This is a genomic window from Streptomyces sp. T12 (genome assembly GCF_028736035.1).
Classification (GTDB): Bacteria; Actinomycetota; Actinomycetes; order Streptomycetales; family Streptomycetaceae; genus Streptomyces.
The window spans coordinates 4,145,780-4,167,548 of record NZ_CP117866.1; the positions used below are offsets into that span (position 1 = coordinate 4,145,780).

Annotated in this window: 20 protein-coding genes; 5 read left to right on the forward strand and 15 right to left on the reverse strand. The window is 71.1% G+C overall.

Features of this window, described 5'->3' with window-relative positions; translation table 11 throughout:
- Positions 1-24: 24 nt before the first annotated feature.
- A complete protein-coding gene (locus PBV52_RS18395; RefSeq protein WP_274239507.1) occupies positions 25-1,299 on the reverse strand; it encodes an ATP-binding protein in 1,275 nt (424 codons plus the stop codon).
- Positions 1,300-1,346: 47 nt separating this feature from the next.
- A complete protein-coding gene (locus tag PBV52_RS18400) occupies positions 1,347-2,024 on the reverse strand; it encodes a response regulator transcription factor (RefSeq protein ID WP_274239508.1) in 678 nt (225 codons plus the stop codon).
- Positions 2,025-2,509: 485 nt separating this feature from the next.
- Between PBV52_RS18400 and PBV52_RS18405 the strand changes: the two genes are divergently transcribed.
- A complete protein-coding gene (locus PBV52_RS18405; RefSeq protein WP_274239509.1) occupies positions 2,510-4,048 on the forward strand; it encodes a peptide MFS transporter in 1,539 nt (512 codons plus the stop codon).
- 127 nt (positions 4,049-4,175) lie between these two features.
- Here PBV52_RS18405 and PBV52_RS18410 read toward each other — a convergent pair whose 3' ends face one another.
- Together PBV52_RS18410 and PBV52_RS18415 are read right to left on the reverse strand one after the other, a co-directional pair.
- Complete coding sequence (locus PBV52_RS18410) at positions 4,176-4,385, reverse strand: DUF397 domain-containing protein (RefSeq protein WP_274239510.1); 210 nt, start codon at positions 4,383-4,385, stop codon at positions 4,176-4,178.
- Positions 4,367-5,209: a helix-turn-helix transcriptional regulator gene (locus PBV52_RS18415; protein WP_274239511.1), complete on the reverse strand. Its 843-nt coding sequence runs from the start codon at positions 5,207-5,209 to the stop codon at positions 4,367-4,369. The genes PBV52_RS18410 and PBV52_RS18415 overlap by 19 nt, the downstream gene beginning before the upstream one ends.
- Positions 5,210-5,399: 190 nt before the next feature.
- Here PBV52_RS18415 and PBV52_RS18420 point away from each other — a divergent pair, with 190 nt between their 5' ends.
- Together PBV52_RS18420 and PBV52_RS18425 are read left to right on the forward strand one after the other, a co-directional pair.
- The gene (locus PBV52_RS18420) at positions 5,400-5,546 is read left to right on the forward strand and encodes a hypothetical protein (protein WP_274239512.1); all 147 of its coding nucleotides are present in this window, start codon (positions 5,400-5,402) and stop codon (positions 5,544-5,546) included.
- Between the two features lie 169 nt (positions 5,547-5,715).
- Positions 5,716-5,901 carry a hypothetical protein gene (locus tag PBV52_RS18425; RefSeq protein ID WP_274239513.1) on the forward strand — a complete coding sequence of 62 codons (186 nt, stop codon included), beginning with the start codon at positions 5,716-5,718 and terminating at the stop codon, positions 5,899-5,901.
- An 82-nt stretch (positions 5,902-5,983) separates the two neighbouring features.
- Here the strand turns inward: PBV52_RS18425 and PBV52_RS18430 are convergent, their stop codons facing one another.
- The 7 genes from PBV52_RS18430 to PBV52_RS18460 form a co-directional block, all read right to left on the reverse strand.
- Positions 5,984-7,381 carry a hypothetical protein gene (locus tag PBV52_RS18430; RefSeq protein ID WP_274239514.1) on the reverse strand — a complete coding sequence of 466 codons (1,398 nt, stop codon included), beginning with the start codon at positions 7,379-7,381 and terminating at the stop codon, positions 5,984-5,986.
- A gap of 2 nt (positions 7,382-7,383) precedes the next feature.
- Positions 7,384-8,517, reverse strand: a complete 1,134-nt coding sequence (locus tag PBV52_RS18435; protein ID WP_274239515.1) for a hypothetical protein — start codon at positions 8,515-8,517, stop codon at positions 7,384-7,386.
- Positions 8,514-9,353, reverse strand: coding sequence for a hypothetical protein (locus PBV52_RS18440; RefSeq protein WP_274239518.1), 840 nt, complete (start codon positions 9,351-9,353; stop codon positions 8,514-8,516). The genes PBV52_RS18435 and PBV52_RS18440 overlap by 4 nt, the downstream gene beginning before the upstream one ends.
- 31 nt (positions 9,354-9,384) lie before the next feature.
- The gene (locus PBV52_RS18445; protein ID WP_274239519.1) at positions 9,385-10,068 is read right to left on the reverse strand and encodes an LPXTG cell wall anchor domain-containing protein; all 684 of its coding nucleotides are present in this window, start codon (positions 10,066-10,068) and stop codon (positions 9,385-9,387) included.
- Between the two features lie 172 nt (positions 10,069-10,240).
- Entirely contained in the window at positions 10,241-11,515 is a 1,275-nt protein-coding gene (gene serS, locus PBV52_RS18450; RefSeq protein WP_274239520.1) for a serine--tRNA ligase, read from the reverse strand.
- Between the two features lie 328 nt (positions 11,516-11,843).
- Positions 11,844-12,446, reverse strand: a complete 603-nt coding sequence (locus PBV52_RS18455; protein WP_274239521.1) for an ATP-binding protein — start codon at positions 12,444-12,446, stop codon at positions 11,844-11,846.
- Positions 12,447-12,683: 237 nt separating this feature from the next.
- Positions 12,684-13,079 carry an STAS domain-containing protein gene (locus PBV52_RS18460; protein ID WP_274239522.1) on the reverse strand — a complete coding sequence of 132 codons (396 nt, stop codon included), beginning with the start codon at positions 13,077-13,079 and terminating at the stop codon, positions 12,684-12,686.
- Positions 13,080-13,319: 240 nt separating this feature from the next.
- On the opposite strand from PBV52_RS18460, the gene PBV52_RS18465 reads away from it, so the two are divergent.
- Together PBV52_RS18465 and PBV52_RS18470 are read left to right on the forward strand one after the other, a co-directional pair.
- A complete protein-coding gene (locus tag PBV52_RS18465; RefSeq protein ID WP_274239524.1) occupies positions 13,320-14,273 on the forward strand; it encodes an RNA polymerase sigma factor SigF in 954 nt (317 codons plus the stop codon).
- 293 nt (positions 14,274-14,566) lie between these two features.
- A complete protein-coding gene (locus tag PBV52_RS18470) occupies positions 14,567-16,129 on the forward strand; it encodes an RICIN domain-containing protein (protein ID WP_274239525.1) in 1,563 nt (520 codons plus the stop codon).
- Here PBV52_RS18470 and hutI read toward each other — a convergent pair whose 3' ends face one another.
- From hutI to hutU, 4 genes are read right to left on the reverse strand one after another with little or no spacing between them, the layout of a single operon-like run.
- Entirely contained in the window at positions 16,130-17,431 is a 1,302-nt protein-coding gene (gene hutI / locus PBV52_RS18475; protein ID WP_274239526.1) for an imidazolonepropionase, read from the reverse strand. It abuts the gene before it with no gap.
- Positions 17,428-18,777 carry a formimidoylglutamate deiminase gene (locus tag PBV52_RS18480; RefSeq protein ID WP_274239527.1) on the reverse strand — a complete coding sequence of 450 codons (1,350 nt, stop codon included), beginning with the start codon at positions 18,775-18,777 and terminating at the stop codon, positions 17,428-17,430. Before PBV52_RS18480 ends, hutI begins: the two co-directional genes overlap by 4 nt.
- Positions 18,774-19,991 (reverse strand): allantoate amidohydrolase, encoded by a 1,218-nt coding sequence (locus tag PBV52_RS18485; protein ID WP_274239528.1) that lies wholly within the window; start codon positions 19,989-19,991, stop codon positions 18,774-18,776. The genes PBV52_RS18480 and PBV52_RS18485 overlap by 4 nt, the downstream gene beginning before the upstream one ends.
- A complete protein-coding gene (hutU, locus tag PBV52_RS18490; protein ID WP_128431358.1) occupies positions 19,988-21,652 on the reverse strand; it encodes a urocanate hydratase in 1,665 nt (554 codons plus the stop codon). The genes PBV52_RS18485 and hutU overlap by 4 nt, the downstream gene beginning before the upstream one ends.
- Positions 21,653-21,769 lie beyond the last annotated feature (117 nt).

The following is a 21,769-nucleotide window of genomic DNA, read 5'->3' on the forward strand; positions in this document are numbered from 1 at the left end:
GATCCTGAAGCCCCCGTCCACGCCCTACCTGACCGTCGGCCCCGAATCCTCCGGCTGCTTCTTCAGCGGCGGCGTGCGGGAGAGGAACAGGGCGAGTACCGGGGGGTTGGTCTGGAGCATTTCCAGGCGGCCGCCGTCGGCTTCCGCCAGGTCGCGGGCTACCGCGAGGCCGATGCCTGTGGAGTTGCGGCCGCTGATGGCCCGCTCGAAGATGCGGGCGCCCAGGTCCGCCGGGATGCCCGGGCCCTCGTCCGTGACCTCGATGACCGCCTGGTTGCCCGTCACGCGGGTGCGCAGCGCCACCGTGCCGCCGCCGTGCATGAGGGAGTTCTCGATCAGGGCCGCCAGGACCTGAGCGACCGCGCCCGGCGTGCCGACCGCCTGGAGGTGGCGCTTGCCCGAGCTGACGATCGCCCGGCCCACGTTGCGGTACGCCGGGCGCCACTCGGCCAGCTGCTGCTGGATGACCTCGTCGAGGTCGAAGGTGACGGCGGAGCCGTTGCGCGGGTCGCGGGAGTTGGTCAGGAGGCGCTCGACCACGTCGGTGAGGCGCTCCACCTGGGTCAGGGCGATGGTCGCCTCTTCCTTCACCGTGTCGAGATCGTCGGTGAGGGTGATCTCCTCCAGGCGCATGGAGAGTGCCGTGAGCGGCGTGCGCAGCTGGTGCGAGGCGTCCGCGGCCAGGCGGCGTTCCGCGGTCAGCATGCGCCCGATGCGCTCGGCGGAGGAGTCCAGCACGTCCGCCACGCGGTCCAGCTCATGGACGCCGTACCGCTTGTGGCGGGGGCGGGGGTCGCCCGAGCCGAGGCGTTCCGCCGTCTCCGCGAGGTCGGTGAGCGGGGAGGCGAGACGGTTCGCCTGGCGTACCGCCAGCAGGACCGCCGCGATCACCGCCAGCAGCGCCACCGCCCCGATGATCAGCAGCGTACGGCCGACCTCCCGCGTCACCGACGACCGCGGCTCCTGCACGGTGATCGTCTCGCCCTCCTCGCCGGTCTCCTTGGCGCTGATGACGTCACCGGTCGGCTTGGAGCCCACCTCGATCAACGGCTTGCCCGGGATCCGGATCTCGGCGTAACGATCCCCCTGGATCTGATCCCGCAGCACCGAGGCGTCCACGATCTCGTCACCGAGCAGCCGGCTGTCCACGATGCTGACCAGCCGCACCGCCTCGGTGTCCACCCGCTCCTGCGCGGTGTTGGTGATCGTCCGGGTCTCGACGATGACGAGGGACACGCCGAAGACGGCGATGACGACGAGAACGACGGCGAGGGTGGACTGAATCAGTCGGCGGCGCATGGTGTCCTGTTACTTACCTGTACGGCTTCTACCTGTGCGGCCCTGGGTCAGCTCTTCTCGAAACGGAAGCCCACGCCTCGCACGGTGGCGATGTACCGAGGGTTCGCCGCGTCGTCGCCGAGCTTCTTGCGCAGCCACGAGATGTGCATGTCGAGCGTCTTGGTCGACGACCACCAGGTCGTGTCCCAGACCTCACGCATCAGCTGGTCCCGGGTCACCACCCGGCCGGCGTCGCGCACCAGGACCCGCAGCAGGTCGAACTCCTTGGCCGTGAGCTGGAGTTCCTCGTCGCCCATCCACGCCCGGTGCGACTCGACGTCGATCCGCACCCCGTGCGTGGCGGGCGGCTGCTGCGGCTCGGCCGCCCCGCGCCGCAGCAGGGCCCGGACCCGGGCCAGCAGTTCGGCGAGCCGGAACGGCTTGGTGACGTAGTCGTCGGCGCCCGCGTCGAGGCCGACGACGGTGTCCACCTCGTCGGCGCGTGCGGTCAGGATGAGGATCGGCACGGCGTGCGCCTCGGCCCGCAGCCGGCGGGCCACCTCCAGGCCGTCCATGCCGGGCAGGCCGAGGTCCAGCACGACCAGGTCGACTCCACCCTGCATTCCTGCGTCGAGCGCGCTGGGGCCGTCCTCCCGCACCTCGACCTCGTACCCTTCCCGGCGCAGTGCGCGGGCCAGCGGCTCCGAAATGGACGCGTCGTCCTCGGCGAGCAGTACACGGGTCATGAGCTGATGGTAGTCCGCCCATGACAAGAGCTGGGGTGTGATCGCGCGCCTTGATTCTTACTCGTATCTGGCGAGTTCCTTACCTTCGGGCGCTGTGGTACAGACCAGCACCTGCGAGGTGCGATCCTGTAAAGGACCTTGGAAAGGGTGCCTACGGTTCCCTCGACACCTGTGATACGGGTCTCAAGTCCTTCCATATCCGGCAGTGTCCTGACGTATGGTGAATCTACGCCTGTAGCACTGCAGGGACCTTCGGCGGCACTTGACGCTGAGGGTCTCTTTTGTGTCTGCCTGGAATGACCTGTGGCCGGGCCCCCAAAGACGGGGGCGTGGATCCCGGTGGCCGCCGTCCGCCGCTTCGTGACCCGGAGCGGAACTCCCCGTGGGCGTGGGGGTGGGCGGCTGAGCCTCGCCGGTGCCGGCCGCCCCCCACCGGGCGCGTGACAGTCAACGTCGGTGCGCGTCCCGACCAGCAAGGATCGACCATGGCGTCCAGCCTGACGAAGGACTCGGCCCGCCCGGGCACCCCCGGCTCCGAGAAGACCTTCTTCGGCCACCCCCGCGGCCTGGCCACTCTCTTCATGACCGAGATGTGGGAGCGTTTCTCCTACTACGGCATGAAGGCCCTACTCACCGTGTACCTGCTCTCCGGCGGCCCCGACGCCGGCAAGGGGAGCATGGGCGGCGGCCTGGCCATGGACGTGGCCACGACCACCGTGATCGTCTCCGTCTACTCGGCGATGGTGTACCTGCTCGCCATGCCCGGCGGCTGGCTCGGTGACCGCGTCTGGGGCCCGCGCAAGACGGTGACCATCGCCGGCGTCACGATCATGTCCGGCCACCTTGTGCTGGCGCTGCCCGGCGGCCAGGCACCGTTCTTCGCCGGCCTGGCACTGGTCGCGGCCGGTTCCGGCCTGCTCAAGGCCAACATCTCGACGATGGTGGGCCACCTGTACGACGGTCCGGACGACCCGCGCCGCGACGGCGGCTTCACGATCTTCTACATGGGCATCAACGCGGGCGCGTTCTTCGCCCCGCTGGCCATCGGCACCGTCGGCCAGGAGGTCAACTGGCACCTCGGCTTCGGCATGGCCGCGGTCGGCATGGCGATCGGCCTCGTGGCGTTCCTGCTCGGCACCCGCCATCTGAGCCCGCGGAGCAGCGCCGTCCCCAAGCCTCTCGCGGCCGAGGAACGCGCGGTCTGGCTGCGCAAGGGCCTGCTCTGGGTGATCGCGGCGACCGTCTTCTACGGCGTCGTGGGCGTCACCGGCCACTTCACCCTGAACTGGGCGATGATCCCACTCACGGTCATCGGCCTGGTCGTCCCGGCCGGTGTGCTGCTGCGCATCAAGCGGGACAAGGAGCTCTCGGCCACCGAGCAGTCGAAGATGACCGGCTACATCTGGTTCTTCGTCGCGGCCGCCGTCTTCTGGATGATCTACGACCAGGGCGCGTCCACCGTCCAGGCATTCGGCGAGGGCAAGGCCGCGGGCTCGCTGCTCGGCTTCGACTTCCCGTCCTCCTGGTACCAGTCGCTGAACCCGCTGTTCATCATGGCGCTGGCCCCCGTCTTCGCCTGGGTCTGGCTGTGGCTGAACCGCAAGGGCAAGGAGCCGAGCACCATCGTGAAGTTCGCGATGGCCCTGATCCTGATCGGCGTGTCGTTCTTCTTCTTCCTCATCCCGCTGGGCATGGCGGCGAACGGCACCGCGGTCAGCCCGATGTGGCTGGTGGGTATCTACTTCATCCAGACCGTCGGCGAGCTGTGCCTGTCGCCGGTCGGCCTGTCGGTGACGACGAAGATGGCCCCGGCCAAGTACGCCAGCCAGATGATGGGCGTGTGGTTCCTCGCGGTCACCGCGGGCGACTCCATCACCAGCCTGCTGTCCAACCCGGCCATCGCCGGTGTCGACCTCGGCGGCACGCCCGCCGTCCTCGGGGAGGCGGCGCTCGCCGCCCTCGCGGGCTTCGCGGTCTACATGTACCGCCGGAAGGTCAAGTCGCTCATGGGCGACGTCCACTGACGTCCCTCCAGGGCTATCAGCGCATGGTGACGCCACGACCGGGCTGCGCGCCTGGGCTGAGCTGAACAGACGGAGGCCGTTGCACCGAGGGTGGTGCGACGGCCTCCGGCGTTTTTTGGGGGTCAGGTCAGTTCGGCAGCTCGTTGCGTCGTACGGCCGTGACGAACGAGGCCCAGGCGGCTGCCCGGAGGATCAGGGCGGGGCCGTGGGGGTTCTTGGAGTCACGGACGGGGACGACGGGCGCGTGGACGTCGGCGACTTCGAGGCACTGGCCACCGTCCGGGTTGCTGTAGCTGCTCTTGCGCCACGTCACGCCGGTCAGGTCGATGGATCGCACGGTGCTTCCTCCAGCATCTGCCCGATGAACTTCAGCGACTCGGCCGGTGACAGCGCCAGGTCGCGCATCGAATCGTACGCACGTTGCAGCCGCTCAACCTCCCTGTTCTCCTCGATCAGTTCGCCGTGGTACGCGGTCTCGGTGTAGGCCACCGTCCGTCCGTCGGGCAACCGTAGGAACATCACGTCGGTGCTGACCAAGCCGTGCAGGCCGGCCCCCAGAGGCAGCACCTGAAGCGTGACTTGCGGACGCTCGGCCACCTCCACCAGGTGTTCGAGCTGCTCCCGCCAGGCCCCGGCATCCCGCAACGGCGTGCGCAGCACGGCCTCGGACAGGATGGTGCGGAACGTCGGCGCATCCTCACCCACCAGCAACGCCCGGCGGCCGACCCGCGCTTCCACCTGCTGGGTCAACTCCTCGCCCTTGATGCCGCCCGTCGCGAGCACCTCCCGCGCATACCCGTCCGACTGAAGCAGGCCCGGCAGGATGCTCACGGCGAAGTGCCACAAGCTCACCGCCCCGGCCTCCAGCAGCATGTACCTGCGGTACTGCTCCTTGAACTGCGTCGGGTCCCCCACCGCCAGCTCCCACAACGCCAGCAACAACCCCGGCGTCCCGTAGTGCTCGTCCAGCGCCTGCGCCATCTCGGGGCTCCCCAGCGACTGGCCCCGCTCCAGCTTCCCCAGCGTCGACCAGTCCCAGCCCAGTCGCTCCGCGAGCTGCCGCAATGTGAGCCCGCTCTGCTCACGTAGCCTCCGTACCTCCTCCGCGTACCTCCATCGCGGCTCATGGCTGCGGCTCGTCACTGTCCGTCGCTGCGGCACCCTGTTTCCCCCTCCGCCCGGATGTGGAATTTGTGGAATTTGGAGTGCCGAGCGTGGAACTAGCGCGTCTCAGCAGCCCTTTCGCGTCCCGGGCACGGCATGCTCGTATCTGCACCTGAACACGCAGCGTAATCCAGCGAATGCGTGCAGCACAGGCGTTCCCCGGAACGCGAACCGCAAGGAGTGAGCCATGTCGACCACGACTCTCCCCCGCCTCCCCCGCCGCACGCGCCCGAACCGCTCGGCTGCCGCCTGGACGCCGCCCGGCGGCTGGGCGCGGCCGACGCCCGCCGTGCTGCGCACGCTCGAGTCGGCGCTCGCGCGGTGGTCCGCGTGACCGCGCGCACGGCATGGGCGGCGCCGCCCCCTCCTCCGCCCACCTGTGACGTGTGCGGCGCGTTACTGGCTCAGCGGAACGCCGCTAAGGAGGCGGGCCGGACCGCCGAAGCCAGGGCCTGCGAACGGGAGTTGCGGGAGCACTGGAGCGTCGGACGGGGGTGTGCGCCGTGACCGAGCCGCCGCCGTACTCCTCGTTCGACGTGAGCCGCTCACCCGTCCCCGTGGACGGCTGCGAGTCCTGCCGGAAACTCGCGGCACGACGGACCGCGGCACGCACGGCGCACGACCACAGCGCGGTGGCTGACGCGAACGTGCTGATGCGGACGCATCTACGGCTGGACCACGGCATGTGAGGGGGAGGCGGCACCCTGGCCGGCCGGCAGGCACAGCCCGTCGGCCGAGGCGTCTTCGCCCTGCGCCACCCGCTGAAGGGCGCTAGCGCAGGCGGCGCCCAGGCATGAAGGTGAACACCGCTCCCCCGAGGAGCAGTGCCGTCCCCGCCACGAGCCCGAGGGCCTTCAGCGAGCCGTGGTCCTCCGCGCCCGTCGCCGCCAGGCCGCCGTCCGTCGACGAGCCGCCCGCGGAGCCGCCGGTCGAGCTGCCCGCCGAGCCGCCGCCGGACGCCCCGCTCGCCTGCTCGGTCGTGTCCAGGGTCAAGGACACCTCCGTCTTGACCGGCGTGCAGGTCGTCGTCGTGCCGAGGGCCTCGATGGTCAGGACCCCCGGAGACAGGGTCGACTCGCCGCTCGCGCCCGGCTTGTAGGTGCCCGTCAGGTCCGGGATCTCGATCGGGTCCCCCGACTTGATGTCCTCGGAGTTGGTCGGGCCCTCGACATGGACCGTGCCCTTGTCCGCGCCGCCCAGGACGACCTCCATGGACGGCTTGACCGAGTCCTTGGGGATGTCGGCGGGGCTGTCCATCACCGACTTCTTGAACTGGACCGTCAGATCGAAACTGCCACCGCTCTTCTTGGCGTTGATCTGGACCGGCGAGGTCGCCTCCTTGTCGCCGATGGGCGTCTTGCACGCGTACGGGACCTGGACCTCCTTGCCCGTGAAGTCGCTCTGGCCGCCGTCGCCGCCACCGGTGCTCGAACCGCCGGCGTCCCCGCCCGTCTCGCTCTCACTCGGCGTCGGACTCGACGGGCTGGACGGGCTCGACGACCCCGTCGGCAGACCTGTCGGCAGGTCGGTCGGCACACTCGTCGGCAGCGTCGGCACGACCGTCGGCAGCCCTCCCGTCGTACCGCCCGGACCCCCGCCCCCGTCCGTCACCTTGATCGTCGCCGCCGACTTCACCGTCTCCTTCGGCGTGCACTTGGTGTCCGTGGAGATCGGCTTGTTGACGTTGATGTTGTACGCGTCCGGCGTCAGGGTCACCTCGCCCGGCGCCGTCAGCTTCAGCTTGCCCTTCATGTCGGACAGCTTCATGTCGCTGTTCTTGGGGATCGGCGGGTTCTGCCGCGGCCCCTCCATGGCGATGGCGGCCGTCTGCGCACCGGCCGCCTTCAGCGTCCCCGTCGGCTGGACCGTGTCCTGCCCGAGGTCGAGGATGTTGGGGTTCTTCGACGCCGCCTGGACGAACTTCCAGACGATCTCCACCTCGTCGCCGACCTTCGCCTGCGCGGGCGCGGTGATCTCCACCTTGGTCGTGCCCTGGACCGGCGGCAGCCCGGAGATGGCGGGCGGGATGCACTCGGTCGCGTACGCCACCTCGGCGGCCTGGGCGGGCGCGGCGGACACGCCGAGCAGGATGCCCGCGCCGCCGAGCATCAGGGCGACGCCCGCCGCGCCACCTCTTCTCGGGCTTGCCGGTGTGACTCTCCTTCGCATGCTCACGGGGGTCCCTTCCTGGTCGGAGTCGTAGGGCTCGCAGGACTCGTTGGGGTCGTCGGACCCGTACGACTCGTCGGGCTGTCGTCGTCGTGCGGTGCGGAGAGCCGACCGGCCGTGCCCGGGTCGTTGTCCGGGGTGAACCACGGCAGGGTCGAGGGAGAGGAAGAGGCGTGCCTCGCCTCTTCGCGGGGCTTCAGCCCCGGGATGCGCAGGGCCACTTCGGGCAGGCGCAGACCGCGGCGGCGTGTGGTCTGCCGCGGCCGTACCCGGTCCACCACCGCCATCCCGATGCGGAACAGCGCCGCCGGTACGACCAGACAGACCAGGATCCAGAACAGCGTCACTCCCCAGGGCCGGCCCACGCCCCAGGGCTGTTCGGCCATCACCTTGCCGCCGTACTTCAGGGAGACGGTGTAGCCGCCGTGCGCCCCGGCGGCGAGCTCCACCGGCAGCTCGATCCGCGCTTTCCTGCCCGGCTCGATCGTGCCGCGCCACTGCTGTTCCTCCCACTGCGGGGCGAACACGCCGTGGGAGGTGCCGACTTGGAAGACCGGGTTCTTCACGGCGGAGGAGCCCACATTGCCGACGGTGAAGACGAGCGTCCGCGCCGGCGGTGCGCCGAACCACGTCAGCAGGCCACTGGAGCCCTCCAGCCGGGTGTCCGTGAGGACCGACAGGCGCCCGCCCGTCGGCTCCGCGGGCAGCGGCTCGACCGCGTGCCCGGCCACCTGGAAGATGGCGTCGGACTCGGCCTTCGCTCCGGTCACGGTCGCGACGTGCACCACGCACGGACACGGCACGGGCGGCTCGGCCACCGGCAGCTTCCTGCTGAAGCGCCCCTCGGCGTCCGTGGTCGCGGCCCTGCCATCCGCGTTGGCGCAGGAGTTGGTGCCGCCTCTCACGCCGGTCGACGGCACGGACTGGCCGCAGACCAGGATCATCAGCAGCGCGCGCGGCCGCCAGCCGCTGCCGGTGACGGTGATCGAACCGCCCGTCCCCGCCTGTGACTTGGAGAGCTTCACGGTGGGCGCCGCCCCGTCCGCGGCCCACGCGGTCACGGCCGCCCCCGGCAACAGCAGCGCCAGCACCGCCACCAGCGCCGTCAGCACCGGGATGCACACCTTGCCGTTCACCGCACCGCTCCCGTCAACTCAACGTCTGCGTACGGCCGTTCAGCCGACTGGTCATCGGTGGCCCTACGACGCCCGCGATGCCGTACGACGAACAAGGCACCGATCGCCGCCACCGCCCCCGCGATCCCCGCCACCGTGCCCCACGGCACGAACCGCGCCGCCACCTCCGCCGTGTCTGCCGCCCCGCCCGTCGCCGTCACCGTCAGCCGCACGTCGACCGCGTCGAGCGCGGGCCGGTCGGGCCAGGGCTCGGTGAGCTTCGTACGGCTGCCCGGGGGCAGATCGACGGGGAGGGCGCGCGGGGCGCGGTCGAGAACCCGTCCGAAGACCCCGTCCACGCGGACGGACAGCTGCGGCACGAGGGGCGTCGTACCGCGGTTGACCAGCTCGTACGTGATGCCGTCGGCGCGGACGGACACGTGCTCGACGGTCAGTGCGGACACCTTCGGGACGGATGCCCGCAGGTGGAGCCGGAGGCGCTGGGCACGGCCGTCCGCGCCCAGCGCCACGATCTCGGCGGTGCGGTCACCGTCCGGGACGGTCATCGTGAAAGGGACCTCGGCCCGGGTGCGCGCGGGGACCCGTACCTCGCGCTCCGCGAAGGTGATCGGGACGCCGACGCCCCGGAGCCCTACGGTGAGCGACCGACCGCTCCGATTGCTCACGGACACCGTGTCCTGGAGAACCGTCCCGGGCTCGCCCTCGGCGTAGAAGGACGTCCGTCCGCCACCCGAGGGCGCGACGGCCCACCCTTCGGCGGCGACCGCCACCGGGGCGGCCCCCACCAGCACGAGGAGGGACAGGGACAGGCACAGGACACGGACGGCTGAGGACATCGGCGGCTCCAGCGGTGCTCCTACGAAACGGTCAGCGGCGTGCCGTCTGGCTCCTGCGCGTCAGCCACAGCGCGCCCGCCGCGCCCGCGAGCAGGACCGTGCCGCCGAGGGTGCCCAGGGCGATCGCCGAGTCCTCGGGGCCGGTCTGCGGGAGCTCGGAGCCGGAGCCGGAGCCTCCTTGACCGGTGCTGCCGCCCGCGCCGGCCGCCGCCGTCACGTCGAGGGTCAGCGACGGTCCGGGGTTGTTGGTGGGGGTGCACGTGGTCGTCGTGCCGAGCGCCTTGATGGTGAGGATGCCCGCCGTGAAGGTGACCTTGCCGGTCTTCTTCGGGGTGTACGTGCCCGTCAAGTCATTGATCTTGATGGGGGTGTTGGCGGGAATCGCCTCCTGGTTGGCCGGGCCGGTCACCGCCAGGGTGCCGCTGTCGGCGCCGCCCAGCTTGATGGTGGCGCTCGGGTTCATCGCGCCCTTGCCCAGCTCGACCGGGCTGGACGAGACGCCCTTCTGCCACGACATGGTGACCTTGTAGCCGCTGCCGCTCTTGACGCCCTTGATGTCGATCGGCGACACGGCGCTCTTGTCGCCGATCGGCGTCTTGCAGGCGTAGTTGACGTCGACGACTTCGGCCCGGGCCGCGGGGGCGGACATCAACACCGCCGAGCCGGCCAGGGCCGCGGCCGTCGCGAGCGCGGCGGTTCGCTTCTGCTTCGACACGGTCCCTCATTCCTGACGGCACATCAGATCGGCCGTCAAGGTACGCCCGGGGCCTTGAGGAAGGAAGACACGGCGCACACCGGAGTTGTGGCGATCCGGCGTGCGCGTGAGGGGGTTCGGGTGGGGCTCGGGTGGGGTTCGGGTGGAGAGGGTGACCCTCGGTAACCCGGGGTCAGGCCGACGTCGCCCGCGGGCGGAGCACTTCGGGCAGCCCCCAGCGCCGCAGCACCTCGGGCACGGCGACCGTCCCGTCCGCCCGCTGATGCTGCTCCAGGATCGCGGGCAGCAGCCGGCTGGTGGCCAGGCCCGAGGCGTTGAGGGTGTGGAGGTACGTCGCCTTGCCGCCACCGGCCGGGCGGTACCGGATGCCGCCGCGCCGGGCCTGGTAGGCGCGGGCGTTCGACACCGAGCTGACCTCGGCGTACGCGCCCAGGCTGGGCAGCCAGACCTCCACGTCGTAGGTCTTGGCCTGCGCGGGGCTGGTGTCCCCGGCGGCGAGCTTGGTGACCCGGTAGTGCAGGCCGAGCCCCGCGACCAACTCCTCCGCCCGCGCCAGGAGTTCGAGGTGCGCGGCGTCCGAGTCCTGCGGCCGGGCGAACTGGAACAGCTCGACCTTGTTGAACTGGTGGCCCCGCAGCGTCCCGCGGTCCGCCCTGCGGTGGCTGCCGCTCTCCCTGCGGTAACAGGGCGTGTAGGCGACGTACCGGCGCGGCAGTTCACCCTCGTCGAGGGTCTCGCCGCGATGGAGGTTGACCAGGGCGGTCTCGGCGGTGGGCAGCAGGAAGTGCTCGTCCACGCGGAAGACCTCGTCGGCGAACTTGGGGAACTGCCCGGCCGTGTACCCGGCCTCGTACGTCAGCAGGTGCGGCGGCAGCACGAACTCGTATCCCGCGCGCCGGTGCGCGTCGAGGAAGTGGCTGAGCAGCGCCCACTCCAGGGCGGCGCCCTCGCCACGGTAGATCCAGTAGCCGTTGCCCGCGAGGGCCGCGCCCCGCTTGTAGTCGACCAGGCCGAGGTCCTGGGCGAGCTCCACGTGGCCCCTGGCCGGGAAGTCGAAGGCGGGCGCCTCCCCCACGGCCCGTACGACCTCGTTGTTCTCCTTGCCGCCCGCCACCACGTCGTCGTCCGGGAGATTGGGCAGGGCGTCGAGGAACTCCTGGTGCCTGACGGCCAGTTCGGCGAGGTGGGCCTCCGCCTCGGCGAGTTCGTCGGTCAGGGTCTTGGCCTGCGCCTGGACCTCGTCCGCGGGGGCGTCCGTGCGGCGTCGTACGGCGATCTCGGCCGAGATCCGCCGACGCTCGCCGCGCAGCCGCTCCACGGCCGTACGGGCCTCGCGGAAGGCGGTGTCCAGGGCGAGGAAGCCGGGGATGTCGGGGTCGACGGCGCGCTTGCGCAGGGCGTCGCGGACCTGGTCGGGGTGGTTTCGGATGAGGGTGACGTCGAGCATGGTGCGCGCTCCGTCCGGTCGGCCGGTGCGCCGCGCGGCGCCCCGGGGTGATCCCTCGGGGCGTGGGCGAGAGGGTGCTCGCGGTGCCACCACGCCTTCACCGCCGTACGTCACCTGCGTGGCCGTACGACGGACTCGTTCGGGCCCGATCACGGGGGCCGGCCGGCGGGGCATTTCCTCCCCGCACTCGGGAGGGGATTCACGCCGGGTGCGCGAGGCCGCCTTCACAGCAGGTGGCGGCTCTCTCGGCTCGCGGGTCCCGGGCTACTCGTCTCCGTCAGCGCGTTGCAGATGAGCGTAGAGGGTGCCTGCGGCGGGCGGAAACGAATTACGCCGGTGCTCCCAGCTCCGCCCACACCGTCTTGCCCGCGACCCCCGGCGTCCGTACGACTCCCCAGTCCAGGCACAGCCGCTGCACGATGAACATGCCGTGCCCGCCGGGGCGGCCCGCTCGGTGCGGGGTGCGGGGGGCCGGCTGGCCCGTGCCCTTGTCGGAGACCTCGATCCGGATCACCTTGTTGTCGCAGGCGATCCACAGCTGGTCCGGCCCCTCGGCGTGCAGACAGGCATTGGTGACCAGCTCGGAGACGACGAGCAGTACGTCCTCGGCGGCGGCCCGCTGGTCGGCGGTGGCGGCGGGCAGCCAGCCCCACGCGTACAGCGCCTGGCGGGCGAAGTCACGGGCGAGCGGGACGACCCCGCTCTGGTCACCGAAGTCCAGCCGACGGACCTGACGCCCCGCAGCCGCCCGGGCGGACGCCTCGGACGCCTCGGGCCTCAAGGACGGCACGGCGTCCCCGTCGGTCGTTCCCGCCGCCGGAGCGCCCTCGTCGGAGCCCCCCGTGGCCGGCACGTCCCCCTCGGACACCCCGGAAGCGCCGCTGGGCTCAGGGCCGCGGTCGCCCGGCGAGAAAGGCCGGGTGGTGCTCATCAGCGCTTCACCTCACCGATTCACCAGTTCAACGTTCACACGATTCACAAGTCTGTACGCAGAGTCAGTACGCCAGGACACGTCCTTGCCTGATACATCGGTCACAGTCCCCCACCCCCGGTGGCCGACGTCACAGCCGACAGGTTCAGGATGTCTCCTGCCCGACCGCGCCGAGGGAACACCCCCGGATTTCGGCACGAATGATGTGACGTCCGACGCGGTGCCGGACGCGAGGGGTCAACCCGACCCGTCGGACTCGTCGGACTGGTCGGCCAGGGCGTCGTCGAGTGAGTCGTGGACCGTGAAGACCGCTTCGGCCCCTGTGATCTCGAACACGCGCGCAACGACGGGCAGCATGCCCGCGAGATGCACCCCGCCACCGGCGGCCTCCGCCTTCAGCCGCGCCCCGAGCAGCACGTTCAGCCCCGTGGAGTCACAGAACTCGAGCCGCGAGCAGTCGACGACGAGCCGACTGAAACCCTTGCCGAGGCAGTCCTCGAGTGGCTCACGCAACAAATCGGCGGTGTGGTGATCCAACTCACCCGCCGGGGTCACGACGGCACTGGAGCCCTCTTCCCGCACCTCGACCAGAAGTCGGCCAGACTGTGCGCTGCCGACCGTCCCGCGGTCCATGCCGTCTCTCACTTCCCGACGTCGTGGCTGCTGACTGACGCTTTCGAACACTACGCCTTCCCTACGCCCTCCAACACCCGAACATCCACCCAGAAACGGACATTTCGGAACAGAGCGCACTTGCGGTGGGCTCCCGAAAGCGGGTAGGGCTAGTAGAGACACGTAACCGACTCGGCCGGCTTTGGAGGCGCCGCACACCGCAGTGCACGCACAGGCTTCGGCAGCCATATGCCGAGAACGATGGAGGACATCATGTCACCCCGGCTCGACGCATCGCATACCCAGACGGCGACGTCGGCACCCCGACCGGAACATCTGGATCCCATCGAGCGCGACAGCGCCGTACGTCACGAACCGGACTTCGGCCAGGAGTTCACCCAGGACGACGTACTCGCCGGGCTTCCGGACATCCCCCCTTACGACGAGGTGGGGCCGGTGGACGCGCGGGCCCTGTCCAAGACCCTCTTCGAGCGGCTGGAGTCGCTGGAGGAAGGGACCCACGAATACTCGTACGTCCGCAACACGCTCGTCGAACTCAACCTCGCCCTGGTCAAGTTCGCCGCCTCCCGCTTCCGCTCGCGCAGTGAGCCGATGGAGGACATCATCCAGGTCGGCACCATCGGCCTGATCAAGGCGATCGACCGCTTCGAGCTCAGCCGCGGCGTGGAGTTCCCCACCTTCGCGATGCCGACCATCGTCGGCGAGATCAAGCGCTTCTTCCGCGACACCTCGTGGTCGGTGCGGGTACCGCGCCGGCTGCAGGAACTCCGGCTCGACCTGGCCAAGGCCGGCGACGAGCTGGCCCAGAAGCTCGACCGCGCCCCGACGGTGGCGGAACTTGCGGAGCGCCTCGACCTGACCAACGACGAGGTCGTCGAGGGCATGGCGGCGTCGAACGCGTACACCGCCTCCTCGCTGGACGCCCAGCCCGAGGAGGACGACGCCGAGGGCGCGCTCGCCGACCGGATCGGCTACGAGGACCACGGCATCGAAGGCATCGAGTACGTCGAGTCCTTGAAGCCGCTCATCGCCGAACTGCCGCCCAGAGACCGGAAGATCCTCTCCCTGCGGTTCGTCGCGGGGATGACCCAGTCGGAGATCGGCGACGAACTCGGCATCTCACAGATGCATGTGTCGCGACTGCTGTCGCGCACACTGATCCGGCTCCGCAAGGGGCTGACGGTCGAGGAGTGACGACCGGCGGCTGAGGGGCGCCTCCCTCCCGCCGACGCGCGCTGTGCCCGGTACCCCGCCGAATCCGTCGGCCGGATACCGGGCACAGCGCGTTCGGGCGCCCACGGGCTGTTCGTGGGCCGTTCAAGCCCGTTCAAGTCCGTTCGTAGGTCCTTCGCAGGTCCTTCGTGGGCCGTTCATGGGTTACCCACAGAAACCCTTTCCCCAAAGCTCCCCTTCCTCCACTATGAGCCGTCATACCCGCCGGTAGGTCAATGCTGGGGCGGGTCGCACGGCTGCAAGGAGGCAAGCGGATGGCTCGGGCCGACGACGGCAGGGACTCTGGCCCAGGGGTGCACGCGGGTGCGTCCGACGCGCGGCTCACCGAACTGCTGCGCGCCGACACCGCCACCGCGTATCAGGCGCTCCAGGAACTCCGGGCCCGCCATCACGCCCCCGTCCTCGCCTACGCCCGCCTGTGCACCCCGAACCACTCCATGGCACGGCAGTTGGCGGCCCAGGCGTTCGCGCTCGCGGCCCGTCAGACGGCACGCGGCGTCGACCCGGGCCTGCCCTGGCGGCACCGGCTTGTGCTGCTGACCGCCCGGTCGGCCGGGACGTGGGCCATGGACGAACGGGCCGCGGGCCTCGACGCGGGCCTGCTCCTCGTCCTGAACACGACGGGTCCGTCAGGCCCGGTCCCGCCCATGCTCACGGCGTTCCAGTCCCTGCCGTCCCGCACGCAGGGCCTGATCTGGTACGGGGTCGTGGAGCGGGAGCCGGTGGAGCGAACGGCCGCTCTCCTCGGCCTCACCCGCGAAGACGTCGCGTACGGCACCGCCCCGGCGCTCCAGCAGCTGGCCCGCGCCTGCCTGCGCACCCGTCTCGCCGCCTCCGACGCCCCCGACTGCCCCGACTTCGGCCGCCTCATCGAGGAGTCGGTCCGTCCGGACAGCCCTCGCGACAGCGCCGACCTGCACGCCCACATGGCGCACTGCCCGCACTGCACGACGGCTTACGAGGAGCTGTCGGCGCTCCGGGACACCCCGCGCACGGCGCTGGCCGAGGGGCTGCTGCCCTGGGGCGGGACGGCGTATGCGGCGGGTGGCGCGGGAGAGCGGGAGGCCGTCGGCCTCGTTGCGGAGGGGAAGTGGCCGCAGGGGGCCTGGCCGTGGGATCGCCGCCGGTCCGTGCTGGTGTCGGCGGCGCTCGGGGTGGCCCTGCTGCCGCTGGTGGCGCTCCTGGTGGCGCGGGGCGGTTCGTCGTCGGCGCAGGATCCGGTGGGCTCGGTCGGGACGCCGCTGAGTGTGCCTCCGGTGGCGGTGACGGTGACGGCCACCGCCACGGTTTCCGCGAGCCCGTCTCCCTCCCCTACCGCCAAGTCGCCGTCCCCCACGAAGAGTTCGACGCCCTCGAAAACGGCACGCCCGAAGCCGCCGCCCTCCCCCAGCCCCTCCCCGACGCGCCCGCCGAACGGCACATACGCCCAAGTCGTGAACCTCGCCTCGGGGTTGTGCCTGGACGTGGCCGGTGCCTTCTTCGACGGAACCGATGTCGTCACAGCCCCCTGCACCGGCTCCCGCACCCAACGCTGGCGGGTCGACTCCGCGCGCGGCGTGCTCCAGTCGTCCGCCGACCCCGACTACTGCCTGGACAGCCGGGGTGCGACGGACCGGGGCGTCGGGATCTGGACGTGCGACTCCGTCCACGGTCGCAACGGGCAGAACCTGAAGTTCGTGGTGGACGGCGCCGGAGCGATCCGGCCGGCCATCGCCATCGAGACGGCGGTGACGCCGGGCGGCGGCGCCGGGGAGGGGCTGTCGCTGGAGCCGCTGGACGGGGGGACGGGCCAGCGGTGGCGGGCGGGGGCCTCCTGATCAGGCCTCGCGCACGCCCCGTCGCCACACCTCGCTGACCAGCGGCACCCCCGGCCGATAGGCCAGGTGCACATGGCTCGGTGCGTCGAGGAGGAGCAGGTCGGCGCGGGCGCCGGGGGTGAGGCGGCCGATGTCGTCGCGGCGGAGGGCCGCCGCGCCACCCGCCGTGGCCGACCAGACCGCCTCGTCCGGGGTCATCCCCATGTCCCGTACCGCGAGCGCGATGCAGAAGGGCACGGAGGAGGTGAAGGACGATCCCGGGTTGCAGTCGGTGGAGAGGGCGACGGTGACGCCCGCGTCGAGGAGGCGCCGGGCGTTCGGCCACTGGGCGCGGGTGGAGAACTCGGCGCCGGGGAGGAGGGTGGCGACGGTGTTGCCGCTCGCGAGGGCGTCCACGTCCGCGTCGGTGAGGTGGGTGCAGTGGTCGGCGCTGGCGGCGTCGAGTTCGACGGCCAGTTGGACGCCGGGGCCGTAGGTGAGCTGGTTGGCGTGGACGCGGGGGTGCAGGCCCTTGGCCTTGCCCGCCGTGAGGATCGCGCGGGCCTGGTCGCCGTCGAAGGCGCCCTTCTCGCAGAAGACGTCGATCCAACGGGCGTACGGGGCGCAGGCGTCGAGCATCTCACCGGTGACGAGGGCGACGTACGACGCCGGGTCCTCTGCGTAGTCCGGCGAGACGATGTGGGCGCCGAGGTAGGTGACCTCGTCGGTGTGGGCGGCGGCGATGCGCAGGGCCCGGGCCTCGTCCTCGACCGTCAGGCCGTAGCCGGACTTGGTCTCGAAGGTGGTGGTGCCCTGGTGCAGCGCCTCGCGGAGGTAACGGGTGAGGTTGGCTTCGAGTTCCTCGTCGCTGGCGGCTCGGGTGGCGGCGACGGTCGTACGGATGCCGCCCGCGCTGTACGGCCGCCCCGACATACGGGCGTTGAACTCCTGCGTCCGGTCGCCCGCGAAGACGAGGTGGGAGTGGGAGTCGACGAAGCCCGGGATGACCGCCCGGCCGCCTGCGTCGACCCGATTGTCAGTGGCGGGTGCTTTGCTTTGATCACCGGTCCACACGACGCGGTCGCCTTCGATGGCGACGGCCGCGTCCTGGATCAGTCCGAGGGGGGATCCGTCACCTAGGGAGGGGTTGTTGGTGACCAGGGCGGCGATGTTGGTGATGAGCGTGCTTGCGGTGCTCGCGGAGTGGGCGGGGCTGACGGTCGTCGCGTTGCTCATGGCGTCCTTGGTGGCCTGGTCGGCGGTGGGGTCGGGTTCGGGGGCGGATGCGGAGGCGGGCCGCTCGGGTGGGCGGCCGGGGGTCATCCGCGCAGGGCTGCGACGGCGTCCGCGAGGGCTTTCGGCACATCCGGTACGAGTGCGTGGACCCCGTCCCGTACGACGTGCCGACCACCCACGACCGTATGCGACACGTCTGCTGCCGACGCAGCGAATACGGCCGTCTCGGCCCCGAGCCGCGGAAGCGGCCCTGCCGTCCTGACCGAGTCGAGCGCGATCGTCGTGAGGTCGGCGCGTGCGCCGGGCTCGATCGTGCCCACGTCGTCCCAGCCGAGGGCCGCGTGGCCGTCGGCCGAGGCCGCCCGCAGGAGGGCCGCAGCCGTCCAGTGACCTCGGGTGCGGGTGTGCAGGCGCTCGTTGAGCTCCATCGCGCGCGCCTCTTCGAGCAGGTCGATGACGGCGTGGCTGTCGGAGCCGAGGGAGAGCGGGGAGCCCTCGTTCTGCAGGGCGACGGCCGGCCCGATGCCGTCCGCGAGGTCCCGTTCGGTGGTCGGGCACATACAGGTGCCGGTGCCGCTGCCACCGATCAGGGAGATGTCCTCGGCGGTGAGGTGGGTGTTGTGGACGCCGGTGGTGCGCGGTCCGAGCACGCCGTGCAGGGCGAGGAGCTGGGTGGGGGTGCAGCCGTGGACTTCCAGGCACGCCTCGTTCTCGGCGGTCTGCTCGGACAGGTGCACATGGAGCGGAGCCCGCCGCTCCTCGGCCCACCGCGCCACGGTCGCCAACTGGTCGGCGGGCACGGCCCGTACGGAGTGGATCGCCGCCCCGATCCGTGCGTGATCTCGGTCCTTGAGAACTGAACAGCGTTCGGCCCAGGACTCGGCGTTCCCGTCGGAGAAGCGCAGCTGGTGGCTGTTGGGGGCCTGCCCGAAGCCGGAGGAGAGATAGGCGGTGTCGAGGAGGGTGATACGGATGCCGGCGTCGGCGGCGGCCGCGACGAGGGCCTCGCCCATCGCGTTCGGGTCGGCGTACGGGGTGCCGCCCGGGGCGTGGTGGACGTAGTGGAACTCGCCGACGGCGGTGATCCCCGCCAGCGCCATCTCGGCGTACACGGCGCGGGCGAGGGCGTGGTAGGTCTCCGGGGTCAGCCGGTCGGCGAACGAGTACATGACCTCGCGCCAGGTCCAGAAGGTGCCGGAGCCGACCTGGACGGTGCCCCGCAGGGCGCGGTGGAAGGCGTGCGAGTGGGCGTTGGCGAGCCCGGGGAGCGTGAGCCCGCGGAGGATCTCGGCGCCGGGGGGCGGGGCGGGGACGTCGGTCCGGACGGCGGTGATGCGGCCGTCGCTGACATCGAGGGCGACGCCCGGCTCGACGTGGGTGTCGAGCCAGGCGTGTTCCAGCCAGTAGGTACGGGTCTGCTGGGTGGGCGTCACGTGCAGGCCAGTCCTTCCAGTACGTCGGCGAGGGCGATGACTCCGGCCACGCAGTCGTCCTCGGCGGCGAACTCGGCCGGGGAGTGCGAGACGCCCGTGGGGTTGCGTACGAACAGCATGGCGGTCGGGATGGTCCCGGAGAGGATTCCGGCGTCGTGTCCCGCCCCGGTACCCAGGACGGGGACGGTGATGTCGGAGTCCTTGCCCAGGATGCGGGCCAGTTCGTCGCGCAGGGCATGGTCGAACTCGACGACGGGCGTGAAGGACTCACGGACGATGTCGAGGTCGATGCCGTGGGCCGTCGCGTACTCCCGGGCCGCCTTCTCGATGCCGCCGACGACGGTGTCGAGGCTCGTCTGGTCTTCGGCCCGGGAGTCGAGCCAGCCGCGTACCAGGGAGGGGATGGCGTTGACGCCGTTCGGCTCGACGGAGATCTTGCCGAAGGTGGCGACGGCACCGGCGAGTTGCGCCTCCCGGCGGGCGGCGAGCACGGTCTCGGCGTACGCGAGCATGGGGTCGCGCCGGTCCACGAGCCGCGTGGTGCCCGCGTGATTGGCCTCGCCCCGGAAGTCGAACCGCCACCGGCCGTGCGGCCAGATGGCGCTGGCGATGCCGACCCGGTCGCCGGACAGGTCCAGGGCACGGCCCTGCTCGACGTGCAGCTCGACGAAGGCACCGATGCGGGCGAGCCGCTCCGGATCGGCGCCGATGGCCTCGGGGTCGTACCCCGCGGCCTCCATGGCCCGGGGCAGGCTGACTCCGTCCCCGTCGGTCAGCCTGTGGGCGTTCTCGACGGTGAGCTGCCCGGCGGCGAGCCGTGACCCGACACAGGCGAGCCCGAACCGGGCGCCTTCTTCGTCACCGAAGTTGACGATGGCGAGGGGCTTGGCGAAGTCCACACCCCTGCCCCGCAGTTCATCGAGGGCGGCGAAGGACGACACCACTCCGAGGGGCCCGTCGAAGGCACCCCCGTCCGGCACGGAGTCGAGATGCGACCCGGTGACGACGGCGTCCCCGGCAGCGGGGTCCCCGGCCCAGGCCCACTGATTCCCGTTCCGGTCGACCTCGTAGGCAAGCCCGCGAGCTTCGGCCTGCTCCTTGAACCAGGCCCGGCAGTCGAGGTCGGCGCCGGTCCAGGCGAAGCGGCGGTAGCCGCCGGAGGCGGAGCTGCGGCCGATCGGCAGCAACTCCGCCCACATGCTGTGGAAGGTCACGCGTCGTCACCTTCGCGCATCGGGACACGGACACCGCGCTCGTCGGCGACCGACTCCGCGATGTCGTAGCCCGCGTCCACGTGCCGGATGACGCCCATGCCGGGGTCGTTGGTGAGCACCCGGCGGATCTTCTCCCCGCCGAGCTTCGTGCCGTCGGCCACCGTCACCTGCCCGGCGTGGATCGACCGCCCCATGCCGACGCCACCCCCGTGGTGGAGGGAGACCCAGGAGGCACCCGAAGCCACGTTCACCATGGCGTTCAGCAGCGGCCAGTCGGCGATCGCGTCGGAGCCGTCGAGCATGGACTCGGTCTCGCGGTAGGGAGAGGCCACCGAACCGCAGTCCAGGTGGTCGCGCCCGATCGCCAGCGGTGCGGCCAGCTCGCCGCTCGCCACCATGTCGTTGAACCGCTCGCCCGCCTTGTCCCGCTCCCCGTAGCCGAGCCAGCAGATGCGCGCGGGCAGCCCCTGGAAGTGCACCCGCTCCCCCGCCATCTTGATCCAGCGGGCCAGGGACTCGTTCTCCGGGAACAGCTCCAGGATCGCCTTGTCGGTCTTGGCGATGTCGGCCGGGTCGCCGGAGAGGGCGGCCCACCGGAACGGGCCCTTGCCCTCGCAGAAGAGGGGGCGGATGTAGGCGGGGACGAAGCCCGGGAAGGCGAACGCCCGCTCGTAACCGGCGAGTTGGGCCTCACCCCGGATCGAGTTGCCGTAGTCGAAGACCTCGGCACCGGCGTCCATGAAGCCGACCATGGCCTCGACGTGCTGGGCCATCGACTCGCGGGCCTTGGTGGTGAAGCCCGCCGGGTCCTTGGCGGCGGCGTCCGCCATGTCCTCGAAGTCGACGCCCAGCGGCAGGTACGCGAGCGGGTCGTGCGCCGAGGTCTGGTCGGTGACGATGTCGATGGGGGCGCCCATGGCGAGGAGCTGCGGGAGCAGTTCCGCCGCGTTGCCGAGGACGCCGATGGAGAGGGGGCGGCGGGCGTCACGGGCCTCTACGGCCAGCTGCAGCGCGTGGTCGAGCGAGTCGGCCTTCACGTCCAGGTAGCGGTGCTCGATGCGCCGCTCGATGGCGCGCGGGTCGCAGTCGATACAGATCGCGACACCGTCGTTCATGGTCACGGCGAGCGGCTGGGCGCCGCCCATGCCGCCGAGACCGGCGGTGAGGGTGATCGTCCCGGCGAGGGTGCCGTCGAACTTCTTCGCGGCGACGGCGGCGAAGGTCTCGTACGTGCCCTGGAGGATGCCCTGGGTGCCGATGTAGATCCAGGAGCCGGCCGTCATCTGGCCGTACATGGTGAGGCCGAGGGCCTCCAGGCGGCGGAACTCCTCCCAGTTGGCCCAGTCGCCGACGAGGTTGGAGTTGGCGATGAGGACGCGCGGGGCCCACTCGTGGGTCTGCATGACGCCGACGGGGCGACCGGACTGGACCAGCATGGTCTCGTCCTGCTTCAGCGTCCTCAGCGTGCGGACCATCGCGTCGAAGGAGCGCCAGTCGCGGGCCGCCTTGCCGGTGCCGCCGTAGACGACGAGCTTGTCGGGGTGCTCGGCGACCTCGGGGTCGAGGTTGTTCTGCAGCATCCGCAGGGCGGCTTCCTGCTGCCATCCCAGGGCACTCAGTTCCGTACCGCGCGGCGCTCGGACGGGGCGGGGTCCTGACATGGTCTGCCTCCCAGCGGACTGTGACTGCGAACTGTTGAGGTTGATATTCACATCCTGACTTCCTGAATAGAGCTAGTCAATACGTTCGCGGGCCAGCGCTCGCGCGTCACGGATGTT

What these genes read in the sequence shown, in the direction of transcription:
- hutU (WP_128431358.1), bottom strand. Translation starts at nt 21,652, where the DNA reads ATGTCAGGACCCCGCCCCGTCCGAGCGCCGCGCGGTACGGAACTGAGT.
- PBV52_RS18470 (WP_274239525.1), top strand. Translation starts at nt 14,567, where the DNA reads ATGGCTCGGGCCGACGACGGCAGGGACTCTGGCCCAGGGGTGCACGCG.
- PBV52_RS18465 (WP_274239524.1), top strand. Translation starts at nt 13,320, where the DNA reads ATGGAGGACATCATGTCACCCCGGCTCGACGCATCGCATACCCAGACG.
- serS (WP_274239520.1), bottom strand. Translation starts at nt 11,515, where the DNA reads ATGCTCGACGTCACCCTCATCCGAAACCACCCCGACCAGGTCCGCGAC.
- PBV52_RS18455 (WP_274239521.1), bottom strand. Translation starts at nt 12,446, where the DNA reads ATGAGCACCACCCGGCCTTTCTCGCCGGGCGACCGCGGCCCTGAGCCC.
- hutI (WP_274239526.1), bottom strand. Translation starts at nt 17,431, where the DNA reads ATGACCCCCGGCCGCCCACCCGAGCGGCCCGCCTCCGCATCCGCCCCC.
- PBV52_RS18420 (WP_274239512.1), top strand. Translation starts at nt 5,400, where the DNA reads ATGTCGACCACGACTCTCCCCCGCCTCCCCCGCCGCACGCGCCCGAAC.
- PBV52_RS18430 (WP_274239514.1), bottom strand. Translation starts at nt 7,381, where the DNA reads ATGCGAAGGAGAGTCACACCGGCAAGCCCGAGAAGAGGTGGCGCGGCG.
- PBV52_RS18440 (WP_274239518.1), bottom strand. Translation starts at nt 9,353, where the DNA reads ATGTCCTCAGCCGTCCGTGTCCTGTGCCTGTCCCTGTCCCTCCTCGTG.
- PBV52_RS18395 (WP_274239507.1), bottom strand. Translation starts at nt 1,299, where the DNA reads ATGCGCCGCCGACTGATTCAGTCCACCCTCGCCGTCGTTCTCGTCGTC.
- PBV52_RS18405 (WP_274239509.1), top strand. Translation starts at nt 2,510, where the DNA reads ATGGCGTCCAGCCTGACGAAGGACTCGGCCCGCCCGGGCACCCCCGGC.
- PBV52_RS18460 (WP_274239522.1), bottom strand. Translation starts at nt 13,079, where the DNA reads ATGGACCGCGGGACGGTCGGCAGCGCACAGTCTGGCCGACTTCTGGTC.
- PBV52_RS18400 (WP_274239508.1), bottom strand. Translation starts at nt 2,024, where the DNA reads ATGACCCGTGTACTGCTCGCCGAGGACGACGCGTCCATTTCGGAGCCG.